Genomic DNA, 12196 nt, shown 5'->3' with positions numbered 1-12196 from the left:
CTCGCATGGCCTCCCCAATCGAATTCCCCGAACAAAACGCCGTCCTGGCTAAGCCCGAAAATATGACGGACGAGGAGTGTACTCCCTTGCCCATCATGCGCACCGAAAAAGGTGAATGCATCAGCGTCTGGAAACTCGCGCCGGAAGAGCTGGTGAATATCAACCTCACGCATTGCGTCGTGGTAGGCGTCTTGAGCGGTCCACCCCCTATCTGGATTCAGGCCGCGGTTCCGGCGCTGAACCAGCAGGACGAAAGCACTCTGGTCTACCACGCTCGTGCCGAGATGAAGGCGGCGGGTCTCTGGGAGGAAGATGCGGACTACGGTGGCGACGTTGCCAACGCGGTGATGCAGCTGATTCAGGTGCTGTCGTACCAGGGGCATTCGGGTGGCTCTCATGCCCTGACGATGGATCTGTTTTCCAAGCTGGCCCATTTCAAACCACTAGGCCCGCTCACCAACAATCCGGATGAGTGGATGAGCCTCGAATATGCAGACGATCCTACGTGGCAAAGCCGGCGCCAGTCAGATGCATTCAGCAAGGATGGCGGTAAGACCTACTACACGCTTGACGGCCCGGAAGGCCGTGATTTCATAAACACTTCGGCAGAAGCAAAAGTAGCTGCTTAGTTCATTTTTCCCACTCGCAAACACCCACTGAACGGGACTCAGTATGGCCATTACCGACAACACCTTTACCCCCGAAGAGCTAACCGCTGCTGTAGCAGCCAACCCCGCTCTGAAAGACCACCTCGTAGGTGCCGTGAAAACGGCCGGCTACGTGGCGCGCACCGCTCAGGAGGAGGAATCCTTCATCGGCGAGAAAACCAAGTCGCTATATGATGGGCTCGACAAGGATATTTTCGATACCAGCGGCATTGCCAAGCTGCCGACCGAAAAGACCTACGACTACGCCAAGCGCACCATCGGCAGCCTGAAAACCAGCATTATGGAGGCCACCACGCCTCTTCAAACCAAAATTGCTGATCTGGAGAAGGCCATCGCTGACGGCAATGGCAACGAAACCATGAAGGCCCAGTTGGAGGCCCTGCAGAAAAGGGAGGAAACCTACCAGAGCGACATCAAGGACCGCGACGCGAAGCTGTTCGAAAAAGACGTGATGCTCGACCTGCGTGATGGGTTGCGCGGTATCAAACTTAACGAGGCGCTGCCCGCAGGCCTGCGTAAGCTGGCCGTCGACAACGCCACGGCTTGCATCGTGGCGATGGCCCGGCCGCAGAAAAATGCAGACCAGACGGAAACCGTCGTCTATCTGGGGGCTGATGGCAAAGTAGCGCTGAACAAAGAAAACCAGTCCGCTACGGCTGCTGACCTGCTGGCTGAGCTGCTGACCGAAGTAATCGATGCGGGCCATGGTGGTGCCGGCGGTGGCGCGGGCAGCGCTGGTGGTTCAGGTGGTGCTGGCGGCGCCGGCGGTGGCCGCAAAGCGGTGCCTACCTCGCTGCCTGCTACGGTAAAGACCCAGGGCCAGCTTATCGATTACCTGAAAGAATTCAGCGTGACCGATGGCACCGACGACTACGACAAAGCCTGGGATGCTCTGGGTGGCGACAAGTTGCCGCTCCGCTAATACGCACCAGGGCCAGCCGCATGGGACGCTGGCTGGCCCTGCTTTACGCTTACCGCTTACCCACTGCGTGATTACGGGACGATTTCGCAGGCCCTGTTTTATTTTCTCACACACTTTTCCCTACGACGATGCCTTCCATCGCTCAAACCCTCAAACAGGCCGTCCGCACCCGTTATCGCCGTCGGCCTGGTGGCCTGGACAACTTGGAGCTGCGCGGCTCCAACTACGGTGCTCTCGCCCTGTACCGCAAACAGTCCGCTTCAGCTACCGGCATCATGACGCCCGAGCTGAGAACGGCGCTGCAAAACAACTTTGGCAACACCGTGCAGGTGCCCGTCATTGACTATGAGCAGCCCACCATCGGCAACGTGCGCACCTGCAACGTGCAGGTTGGTGGACTCAACTCCAAGCTGGTAACGTTCACTTTCTTCACGGCAGCCTTCGGCTTTCCGATGATTCCTTCGCAGCACGTCAACAACGACCTCAGCTATGAGGATGCGTTCTTCCGGCTGTTTGAGGCGCGTCGCCTGGCCCTGATGGAACTGCTCGATCAGAAAGCCGTCGACCACCTGAACCTGTCGAAGAACCAGTTCTTCCCAGCTTCTATCACCGCCTACTACCCCGAGGTAGCCGACGCGCTGCAGGTAGCCGACGAAGACCGCTTGGAGTTCTACAACTACGTGCAGTCGATTCTGGAGACCATGGACCTGTCCGGCTCGCCAGACGTGTTGGTAAACCCCATGGCGATGGCCGACGTGCGGACTCTGACCAAAGCCGGCCAGACCGATGCTGGTGACCTGAGCTACCTGCTCGACGGCGTGGGCTCGTTCTTCTCGTCCAACCGCGTAGTGGCCGGCACCGGTAACCGTGCTGCCCTCTACTTGGTAGGGGACGGCGCTGTCGGGCTGGAAAGCCGCATCGATCCGGATTGCGCCCGTGGCGTGGTACACGGTGGGGCAGATAACCCAGTAAAAGAGTGGACTTCCCAGGACGTGCCCGGCGTTGGCCGCATGGGCCTGTTCTACCGCGCTGACTGCTCGGACCAGTCCGCTCCGCTGGCAGGTCAGAATCTGCAGGCCCTCACCCGCACGTCGGTGGAGAGCTACGAGTGGAGCGCTGACTTCTGCTATGTGAAGGCTTATAACTCGGATGAGGCTGGCCGCTTCTTCCCCGTTATCAAAGTGGAGCAGAAGCTGGCAGCTTAGTCAGGCGAGTTATTTATCCAAAAAAGCCCGACCCGAAGCCGGGGCGGGCTTTTTTGAATACGACAGCAGATGAAAAGAGAGACACCTAAGTATTCACCAATAGCTCGCCAAGACGTGTTTCGTATCTCGGATGGAGATGGAAACCCCATTGCTGAGGCCATTACGGATGTCCGCCATGGTGTGCGGTGGGTATCGAATGTCTGGGTAAAGGACGGCCACCGCGGCAACGGCCTGGGCCGGCAGGTCCTTACGGCTGTCACCGCTGCCTATCCCCACGAAACGCTTTACCTGCTGGTGCGTGCCTATGACGGTGGTATAGTCCCAGACGAGGACCTAATCGTCTTCTACGAATCCGCTGGCTTCACCCGCGCCGCCGTCCCGGGTATCCTCCACCGAATAGCCATTGTCTGCCATGTTTAACGCCTCGACCCTGGCCGCCCTGCTGGCCCTCTCCATTGGTTTCCGGACCACCTCCGACGGCGCCGTCGATGAGCCCGCACTGCTACCTGCTGAGCTGCTGGCTGCGGATGGCACGCTGGCCCTGCAGGATGTGCACCCGCTGCTCACGTTGCGCAACCTGCGCATGGGCGCCCCGCAGATGGCCGAAGCGGAGTTTATCAAGTACCTGACCAAGGCCCGCGAAACGGCTGCCATCAAGGTGCTGGATGCGTTGCGGCAGCGCAAGCAGCTTAACGGCACTGGTAAAAGGCTGCTGCAAAGCCTGCCCCTGACCAAGCGCAGTGGGGCCTACGTAGATAAGATTATCCGGGAGGACCGCTTCGTCGGCCTGGCCCTGCGCCCCCGGGCCGGCCAGACCAACATGGCCATCCGCATCACGGACGTCGGTACCCAGTTCACCCAGGTGGAGCCGGGCTTCAAGCTCGTGCTGTTGCACAGCTCCGATATGGCTACCCCGGTGAAGGAGTACCCCTTCCTCCGCGCCGACCGGGTGTATTTCGAGTGGACTCCGCTGGAGATTGATCTGTCAGCTAAGCTCAACGGCACCTGGTACCTGGGCTACCACGAGTCGGATATGAGCGGGCAGGCCATCCGTTTGGATCAGAACCTGCAGCAGCGGCCGGGCCAGTGCTGTGGCAGTGACTACCTGCAATACGATGCCTGGAGCCCCTACGTGCAGGTGCTGCCGTTTTCGCAGGCCTCCCCCGGCGCCGACATCACCTACCAGACCAACACCAATTGGGGCCTGAACCTGCAGCTCGAAGCCAGCTGCGACCTGACCCAGCACCTGACCAGCCAGATCAACTCCTTCGCGCCGGCCCTGCGCCTGCAGCTGGCCGTGGACATGCTCACGATGATGGCCAACAGCACCCGCAACAACGGGCTGGAAGCGCAGACGAAAGCCATGGCGTTGATGGAGCTCAACAACCGCCCCAACACCAGCCAGAAAGGCTTTCACTTGCAGCTGGCGGATGCGGTGCAGGCACTGGATGTGGACCTTTCAGGTGTTTCCTCCACCTGCTTACCTTGCGTGCCCAAATCGGGGGCCGTCAAATACGGCCGGGTGTAATGCGGCGGCTCGAAGAGTTGGCAGCAGCCCTGAAACTGCTACCGGACGTGCTAGAGCAGGCCACTGCCCAGGTCGTGCAGGACAATCGGCCTTTCCTCGAGGATGCCAACACCGAGCAGCTGGCCGCCGGCCTCACCCGGGAAAATCAACCCATCACCCCTGAGTACGCCCCGCTTACCATTGCCCTAAAGCAGATCAAAGGCCAGCCCACCGAGCGGGTCACGCTCCGCGACGAGGGAGACTTCTACACCGGTATTCTGGCCCTGTCGGATGCTGCTGAGCTCACCTTCGTCGGCACAGATGCGAAGACGCCAGGGCTGGTAGAAAAGTACGGCGAGGATATTCTGGGCCTCACCGATGCCCACATAGAAGAGTTTCGGCAGGACTATGTATTGCCCGAGCTCCAGCAGAAAACCCGTAATACCCTTGGACTATGACTGAAGACGAGCTCTTGCCTGAATCGACGCTCAAGCTGCTTGATGATGGGACCATGTTCAGCGGCCGGCACTTCTGGGTCAATGGCGAAGCGGCTGAGCTGACCTGCGCCATCGGGGTATGGGCGTGGGAGGATGTAAGCTACGTCGGCACGGTCCCGAAGGGTATGATGGAGGATATGCCGGCCCCGCGCTGCTATCTGCGCTGGCGAGGAGAGTATGTTTACCTGCAGGCTTACTTTGAAGAAACGCAACGGGCCTACCGCAACTTTCGCAAAGGCAACCAGGTGCGCAAAGCCTTTCCCTTCTCAGGTATTTTTCCTTTTTCCGGCAACTAGCTATGGTTTCCTACCTCAATCCCCAGGCGCCCACCCTACCCAACCCGATCGGGCTGGACAAAGAAATCCAGCGCGTGCAGCTGCTGCTGGCCGCCAAGCTGCCCTGGCTGCAGGTCAGCTACGGCCGGGCCTACCGCAGCGGCCGCAAAGACGGCACCAAGACCATCTACTACCCCGAGGTCTACGATGGCGAGCGGGAATACCGCGACGTGCTGCCCAACGACAACGTGTCGGCCCAGAGCTTCTTCTACCCGCGCGACCCGGCCAGCAACCCGGACTCAGCCCCTACTCCGCTGGGCCTGGCGCTGAACCAGCCTGTCGACCTGATTTTCTGGGTAAACCTGCGGGCCCTGGATCCGGCCAAAGACTACCGCTTCGAGGCGGAGCTGCTGCGCGACGTGCTGCGGGTGCTCAGCAACAACAGCATCGCGGTGCAGCGGGTGTACACGACGGCCGAAGAGGTCTTCAAGGGATTCTCGATGGATGTGGTAGCGGAGCAGGTGTTCAGGATGCCCTACGCCGGCTTCCGGATTCAATGTGAATTGAGCTTACAGAACGTGCTATGCTAACGGAACTGCTTGCCCTGATTGTGATTGTCGGCATGACGGCGGCCGCGCTGCTCGTCTGCTTCGAGAAGTGGGGCTGGCTAGTGGCCTGGGAGGTGCAGCGGCCGGCGTGGCTAATGAAGCGCTGCGACTTCTGCCTCGGCTTCTGGCTGGCGGTGCTGTTAATCACAGCAGCCATTATCATGTTGGGCTTGCCCTGGTATTGGGTGTCCGGAGCCCTGCCCGCCGCTGCCTTCTGTCGTTTTTTCTCCTGATTAATGTAAGCTATTTAGATATTTTATTACATTTGCATCAGGCAGAACGGCCTACGCCCCAGTAGCAAGTAACCCGCAAGGAGAGAAAGCAAAGCGGCTAGGGAAGTAGCCTCGGTTGCTCCACAGCATGACAGTCGGGAAAGACGGACACTTTTGGGCTGTTAACTCAGTTGGCTAGAGTGCTGCTTTTGCAAGGCAGATGTCGTAGGTTCGACTCCTACACGGTCCACGAAGAAGCGGCAGCCGGCTGCTTCGCCCGTTTCAAGACGGGCAACCAGATGGGAAAGCCGCGGGGCTGATGTGGTCTGCAAAACTTCATTCCCCAGGGTTCGACTCCCTGTCCCATCTCACAACTCCCCAGATAGGGGGCGAAACCAGTTCCGGCTCTTGCCACTGCTGTTGTAAGGCAGAGGGATGTTAGAATCGGAAGCTGAGTACCGGCCTGATCAGCTGGAAGCCCCCGCCGACATTACTTTAGTGGCGTGACGGACCACAGAAAGCGTGCACACATCGTCCAGGTAACAGGCGTAAGCCTGCGGTACTAAACAGAAGCGCACGACGAAGGAAAGTCGATAACTAAACCGCAAAAACCCAGAGGCCGGCCGGATACTCTGGGTTTTTTGTTGCCCAAAATCCCAGTTTCAGCAGTTTCGTATCTTCCAGCCATGAAACAGCTATCCACCCTCCGCTACCTGCTATTTGTCCTGCTTTTCGCCACGGCTTCGGCCTGTGGAGATGACGAGAAGAATTCCGAGCCGACCCCGAAAGCTCACACGGTACAAGTGCGCTATTCGGCTGTCCAAGTCTCTGGCCTGGGCGCCCGCATATCAGGGGCCAGCGTCAACACCGATGGTCTGCAGCCCCAAAACTCGTTTAATGTCAGCGTGGGCACCGACGTGGCCAATGTCGTACAAGCAGTCGGGCAGGTCACCAGCGACCGGGAATTCAACGTGACGCTGGTGTTTGAGAATGTGAAGACGCCCAACAAAGCGCCTACAGGCAGCTCTTTTACGGCCGACATCCTTGTCGACGGCGTGGTGAAAAAGAGCGTACGCATCGACAACAACACCGCTCCCGGCGTAATCAACGTTTCAGCTCGCACCTCTATTCTAACCAATGAATGGTAAGGCTTCCTACAAAAAAGCCCCGCTGACGTCATTGCCAGCGGGGCTTTTTTGCTTCTACCCATTCCGTCGGTAGTAGGCATTCTCGTGCCGGGTAACGGTGCCACCCTTGCGCGTGTACAGCCGCAGACCGTCTTCCGTCAGGCGCCACTCCGGCCGCTCGTGCAGGGCCGTAATGATGCGGTCGGCGTCGCGGCTGCTGGCCTGCGCCGCGGCCTGCGCCACCGCCACCACCGAGGCGGAAGGCCCGCTGGTGGCGCTACGCATGTCGGCGACCTGGCCCTGCATCGTCGTGAGGTAGCGGCGCTGCAAGAGCTGATCCTGCAAAGCCCGGTTGTTGCGCAGAATCTGCTCGGTGCGCGGGGCGGTGTGCACTTTGTCCCCCGCCTGCAGGTAGGTAACCGTGGGCTTCTCCACGAGTCGCATGCCGCCCGACTTGCCCTCAATCAGCTCCCGGCCCCGGTCGCCGACCCAGGCCCATTCGGCCGGGCCGTTCTCCCGGCCCTTGAAGTACTGTGGAATCGGCTTGGCGGCAATCACGGCCGCCTGCGCCACACCTTGGGCAATGACCAGCGCGGACAAGATGCCGGCGCTGATGCCGAAGTCGGCGTAGCGGGTGCCGCCGCCGGTGCTCAGCACCGAGGTGACGGCCATGGCCGTATTCAGCGCCACGTTGAACAGGGCCGCCGCCTTATCGGCCTTGGCCTGTTTCTGCCGTAGGGCCAGGTCTCGCTTGCGGTAGTTATCCTCAATCTGGGCTTTGAGCTCGGCATTGTCGCCGGCCACCTGTAGTTCCTGGTCCTTTTTGTGGGCCAAATCCTCTAGCTCCTTCTGCCGACGGGTGGACCCGATCTGGTAGAACGCATCGGCAATGCCCTGAATGTTCTGCAGGCCCTCAATCACCAGTTGGCCTTCCTCTTCCCGCAGCCGCTGCTTTTCGGCATTCTGGTTGCGCACCCGCTGCAGCTCCTCCTCATCGGCCTGCCGCTGCGCATCGGCATCCTTGCGCAGGTTGTTGATGCGGAAGGCGGCGTAGTCGTCATCAAGCTGCTTGAGCTGCTTGCGGTAGTCCTTTTCCGAGAGCAGCCCACTGGCCAGCTTCCGCTCCAGGGCGGTCTGCTCCAGCACATACTGCTTATTGAGCTCAGAATTGGTGAAGTCCGAATTGTTGGCCCGCGGCCGGGCCAGAATAGTGGCCTTCTGCTGGGCAAGCTCCTCGTAGATGAGTTTCTCCGCCGCGGCATCTCCTTTGGCTGCCCGAATCTTGCTGGCTGCTTCCAACTCAACAATTTCAATCCGCCGGGCCGCCGCGTCGAGCAGGGCCTGCTGCCGCTCCTGCGCGGACCGGTTCTCATCCTGGGCCAGACTTTCCAGCGCGTCGATTTCGCTGTTGATGACCAGTTTATCGACGGCCGTGAGTTGGTCCAGCAGCGTGTTGTGCAGGGCCAGCACCTGCTTATCGGTGCTGCGCTCTATCTCCAGCTTCTTCGCCGAGAACTGCTCGGTGAGCCGCACCCGCGCCACTTCCAGCGCCTGGGCCCCGCCCAGCTGGTCCTTATAGGTCTTGGCCGCTTCGTGAATCAGCTCTTCCCGCTCCAGGGCCGCCAGCTTGATGCGCTCCTCCTTGCCCTTTTGCAGCGCGGTCGTGCGTAGCGCCTCCGAGTTGGCCGGGTTGCCCGCCTGCCGGTCCAGGTCGGCAATCCGGCCCTCAATCCGCTGTTTTCTCAGGGCGTTTTCCTCCTTAACCAGGTCGGCCACCGCCTGTTTCTTCTGCTTATCCTTCTCGATGCTCTCATCTACCTTCTCGGTAGCATCATCGGTGGCCTGGGCCAGCAAGGTGTACGCGGTGGCGGCATCGTAGCCCAGTCGCTTGAGCTGGGCCAGCACCTTGTTGCGGGCGCCTTCGGCCCGGGCCGCTTTGTTGGCGGACAGCTGCGCCTGGTCCGTGAGCTGGACGTATTCCTTGTACTGCTGCAGCACGAGCGGGCTAATGGCTCCCTCGGAACTGTCATAGAGCTTCGGGGTGGCTTCGCGCTGGCGAATCTGCTGGGGCAGCACCTTCTCAAAGTCCGCCGATTTCAAGCCCGTGGCGGCCCGCACCAGCTTCTCTCGCGCGGTGGCCTCCTCCTGAATAGCCGTTGCTGTCGCGCGCGACAACCCGGCTTCCTTGTCCAGGCCTTCGAGGCGCTTGGCCAGGGCGGTGGCATCTTCCAGGTATTTGGCGCGGGCCGCCTTGGTGTTGCGGCCCACGGCGACCGTGTTCAGGTCGTACTGGCCGGTCTGCTGGTTGAGCACCACTGCTGTTTCCCCCAGACGGTCTTTTAACTGCAGCACGGTTTCGCGCAACTCCTGCTGGTCCTTGATGGTGGGCTTGGTTACCTCGTTCAGCCGGGAGAAGCGGGCCAGCAGGCTGTCGGTGCCGTCGGCAAACTTACGCTGGCTCAGGGCTGAATCTGCCAACGACTTACCGTAGTCATCCACCTGCTTTTTGGCCAGCCCGAACAGGCGGCCGTCGAACAGGGCCCCGAAACCATCCTTGAAATTCAGCGAGGCCCGGGTGGCGTCAACCAGCCACTTCAACGAGTCGGCGCCGGCCCCGCTGCTGAAGAAGTTGTTGATGTCGTTCTTGAGCTTGGCCCAGGAGCCGGCCAGGTTGTCGTTCTTGATGGCGGCTTCGGCGGCCAGCGACGTGGCCGTTTTCAGCTGCTCATTAGCCGTGGCCTGCCGCTCGGCAAACAGGTCGGTATTTTTGGCCAGCGTGGTGATGGCGTTCTTGGCCTCGCCGCTCTGCAGCTTCAGGGTTTTGAGCAGGGCGTTGAATTCGGTGGTGGTGTCGCCGCCGGCGTTCAGGCCTTTCAGGAAGATGTTGATGGCGCCCTGGAAGTCGTTATTCACCAGCCGCTTGAATTCCTTCAGCGTCAGGTTGCTGTCGGCCAGCTTGGCAATGGCGAAACTCTCCTTAGTTTTGGTGCTCAGCGTATTGAACAGCCGGTTCAGGGCGGTACCGCTGACCTCGGCGCTGCTACCGGTCTCCTGGAGCACGGCGGCATAAGCCAGCACGTCCTTCAGGCCCAGGCGGGAGTTGGCGGCAGTGGCACCCACGCGCAACGCTACGTCGGCCAGAAACGGGGCCGTGGCGGCGCCGTCGGCCCCGAGCTGGTTGATGGCCGAGCCGATGGCCAGCAGGTTCTGGTTCTGGTCCGGGCCCAGGGTTTTGCGGAACACCAGGCCGATTTTTCCGAGTTCCGTGGCTATCTGCTCAGCTCCACCCTGGAAGTCATCTTCCAGGGCCTGTACAGCTACATCGATGGCTTTGGTGAAGCCTTCAATCTCGGAGCCCGCCTTGCCCAGCTGACCACCCACTTTGGCAATGTCGAGCAGGCCGGACAACGAGGTGCGGGTATCGACCTTCTTCAGGCTTTCGGCCAGCTGGTCGGTGGCCTCCTTCGACAGGTTGGTCGTCTTACGTACGCTGGCCAGCTGGTCAGAGTATTCGGCCACCTTCTCAAAGGTGGCGGCTACAGCACCCGCCAGGGCTGTCACCCCGAGGTAGGCGCCCAGAAAGCCGTTGGCCATGCCGGCGGCGTTGGCGCCCAGGCTCTGGCTATCCTTGCCACTCTTGCTGGCCGCCACGCCGTAGGACCGAAGCTCCCCGGTGACCTTCTGCAGTTCCGTCTCCGTGCGCTCGATTTCGGCCCGCAGCTTGCGATGCTCGTCAGCGCTGAGGTGGGCGGCGTTGGCCTGCATCTTGAGCGCCTGCACTTCGCTGGTGAGGGCAACCTTCTGCGAATTCAGGGCGCGGGTAGCTTCCAGGATGCCTTTGGCGTAGGCGCCGACCTCCCGGAAGTTCTGATTCATCTCCCGGTCAAAATCCTTCAGCTTCTGCGTGTTGTCGGCAAACTCTTTCTTGAGTTTGTTGGCTTCCGCGCTGGTTGCCTCGAAGCCGCCGGGCAATGCCCGGATCTTCTCGCCCAGCTGCTGGGTTTCGATGCTGAGCCGGTTGTAGGAGCCGGCCGCCGCCGTAAGCTCCGAGTTGGCGCCCCGAATGGCTTTGTTGAGCTGGTCGGTGTCGCGCTTGTACTGCTGCACAGCCTGGGCCGCCTTGATGACGCGCTCCGAATCCTTAGCCGTAAAGGCCTGCTTCAACTCTGTCTGAAGCTTCTTAAGTTCGGTGCCGGCCTGCTTGGTCGCGTCGGCTACCTGCCGCCGGATTTCTGCCTGACCCTGCTGGGCTTTTTTGTAGGCCTCCTGCTCCCGGGCCATCTTGCCCAACTCCGCCGACAGGCCGGCCAGGGTTTCGCGCTCCTGCTCGTTGGCAACATTGAGCCCCTTCACCTGCTCGGCCAGGGTTTTGTTGCTTGCGGCAATGCCGGCCAGGCCTGCCGCAATGCGCTGGCCATCGGCGTCGAGCAGCTTGCTCAGGGCCTTGTAGCTGCGGTTCAGTGCCCCGACGGACTTGGTGAAGTCGTCGAGCTCCTGCCGGCCCGGCCCCAGCTGGTCGAACAGGTCCTGGTAGTGGATTGGGTTGTCTGCCATAATGTAAGCAAAATAGATATTTTACTGTTAGGATTCCTATCTTCGTCCTCCCCCTACCTGCATGAGCATGCGCACGATTTCACTCCACGACGGCCACACCGTCGACCTCTACCAGTCCATGCACGAGCTGCCGGCCCAGCGCCACAGCGAATTCCAGTGCCGCCTGGTGCAGGCAGGCGGCATCGGTTCCACCATGGTCGACGTGACCAAGCATTTTGAGCGGCTGGCGCAGTTTCTGGCGGCCGGCCGGACTGAGGACGCCACTGAAGAACTGGCCCACCTGCACTATGCCTTCAACTACTGTTTGGAGCAGTTCTCGCCCGCTTCGCTGGCTTTCGGGTGCTTGGTGGCCAGCGTAGACGGCACGGCCACGGCCACCAAAGTAGAGGATGATGGGCTCCGGCAGCTGCTGGACCGGCTCAGCGGCTGGGGACTGACGCAGGGCATGGTAGAGGATATCTGCCAGGACGTAAAAAAAAACTGCAAACCGAGCTAGGCCAGCAGTTTCCGGCCCGCTTCGGCGAGGCCCGCGAAATAGCCTACGCCCAGCAGCTCAAGCGGCGCACGCAGGCGCTGTCCGGCTGGATAGAGTCCGCCGACCCGGCCCAGCTCCACATCATT

General features: G+C 60.7%; 12 protein-coding genes and 1 tRNA gene. 12 read left to right on the top strand and 1 reads right to left on the bottom strand.

The features are described 5' to 3' along the window. The first annotated feature begins 5 nt into the window (after positions 1-5). The 11 genes from ABD842_RS12830 (at position 6) to ABD842_RS12785 (ending at position 7042) form a co-directional block, all read left to right on the top strand. A complete protein-coding gene (locus ABD842_RS12830) occupies positions 6-629 on the top strand; it encodes a hypothetical protein (RefSeq protein ID WP_345114445.1) in 624 nt (207 codons plus the stop codon). 43 nt (positions 630-672) lie between these two features. Then, on the top strand, positions 673-1590 hold the full coding sequence (locus ABD842_RS12825) for a hypothetical protein (protein WP_345114443.1): 918 nt from the start codon (positions 673-675) through the stop codon (positions 1588-1590). A gap of 128 nt (positions 1591-1718) precedes the next feature. Further along, positions 1719-2795, top strand: coding sequence for a hypothetical protein (locus tag ABD842_RS12820; RefSeq protein WP_345114440.1), 1077 nt, complete (start codon positions 1719-1721; stop codon positions 2793-2795). Between the two features lie 69 nt (positions 2796-2864). Then, complete coding sequence (locus ABD842_RS21195) at positions 2865-3215, top strand: GNAT family N-acetyltransferase (RefSeq protein WP_425553186.1); 351 nt, start codon at positions 2865-2867, stop codon at positions 3213-3215. Continuing rightward, positions 3199-4323, top strand: coding sequence for a hypothetical protein (locus ABD842_RS12815; RefSeq protein ID WP_345114437.1), 1125 nt, complete (start codon positions 3199-3201; stop codon positions 4321-4323). Before ABD842_RS21195 ends, ABD842_RS12815 begins: the two co-directional genes overlap by 17 nt. Beyond that, a complete protein-coding gene (locus tag ABD842_RS12810; RefSeq protein ID WP_345114434.1) occupies positions 4323-4760 on the top strand; it encodes a hypothetical protein in 438 nt (145 codons plus the stop codon). The genes ABD842_RS12815 and ABD842_RS12810 overlap by 1 nt, the downstream gene beginning before the upstream one ends. Beyond that, the gene (locus tag ABD842_RS12805; protein WP_345114431.1) at positions 4757-5095 is read left to right on the top strand and encodes a hypothetical protein; all 339 of its coding nucleotides are present in this window, start codon (positions 4757-4759) and stop codon (positions 5093-5095) included. Before ABD842_RS12810 ends, ABD842_RS12805 begins: the two co-directional genes overlap by 4 nt. A gap of 2 nt (positions 5096-5097) precedes the next feature. Beyond that, a complete protein-coding gene (locus tag ABD842_RS12800) occupies positions 5098-5664 on the top strand; it encodes a hypothetical protein (protein WP_345114428.1) in 567 nt (188 codons plus the stop codon). Continuing rightward, a complete protein-coding gene (locus ABD842_RS12795) occupies positions 5658-5915 on the top strand; it encodes a hypothetical protein (protein ID WP_345114425.1) in 258 nt (85 codons plus the stop codon). The genes ABD842_RS12800 and ABD842_RS12795 overlap by 7 nt, the downstream gene beginning before the upstream one ends. Positions 5916-6070: 155 nt before the next feature. Continuing rightward, positions 6071-6144, top strand: a tRNA-Ala gene (locus tag ABD842_RS12790). A gap of 436 nt (positions 6145-6580) precedes the next feature. Then, positions 6581-7042 carry a hypothetical protein gene (locus tag ABD842_RS12785; RefSeq protein WP_345114422.1) on the top strand — a complete coding sequence of 154 codons (462 nt, stop codon included), beginning with the start codon at positions 6581-6583 and terminating at the stop codon, positions 7040-7042. A gap of 54 nt (positions 7043-7096) precedes the next feature. Here the strand turns inward: ABD842_RS12785 and ABD842_RS12780 are convergent, their stop codons facing one another. Beyond that, positions 7097-11575 carry a phage tail tape measure protein gene (locus ABD842_RS12780; RefSeq protein ID WP_345114419.1) on the bottom strand — a complete coding sequence of 1493 codons (4479 nt, stop codon included), beginning with the start codon at positions 11573-11575 and terminating at the stop codon, positions 7097-7099. 67 nt (positions 11576-11642) lie between these two features. Between ABD842_RS12780 and ABD842_RS12775 the strand changes: the two genes are divergently transcribed. Continuing rightward, entirely contained in the window at positions 11643-12071 is a 429-nt protein-coding gene (locus ABD842_RS12775) for a hypothetical protein (protein ID WP_345114416.1), read from the top strand. Positions 12072-12196 lie beyond the last annotated feature (125 nt).

It is taken from the genome of Hymenobacter algoricola (genome assembly GCF_039539525.1).
Lineage (GTDB): Bacteria > Bacteroidota > Bacteroidia > Cytophagales > Hymenobacteraceae > Hymenobacter > Hymenobacter algoricola.
The sequence above is the reverse complement of the archived record's forward strand: the minus strand, read 5'-3'. Positions and strand labels throughout refer to the sequence as shown.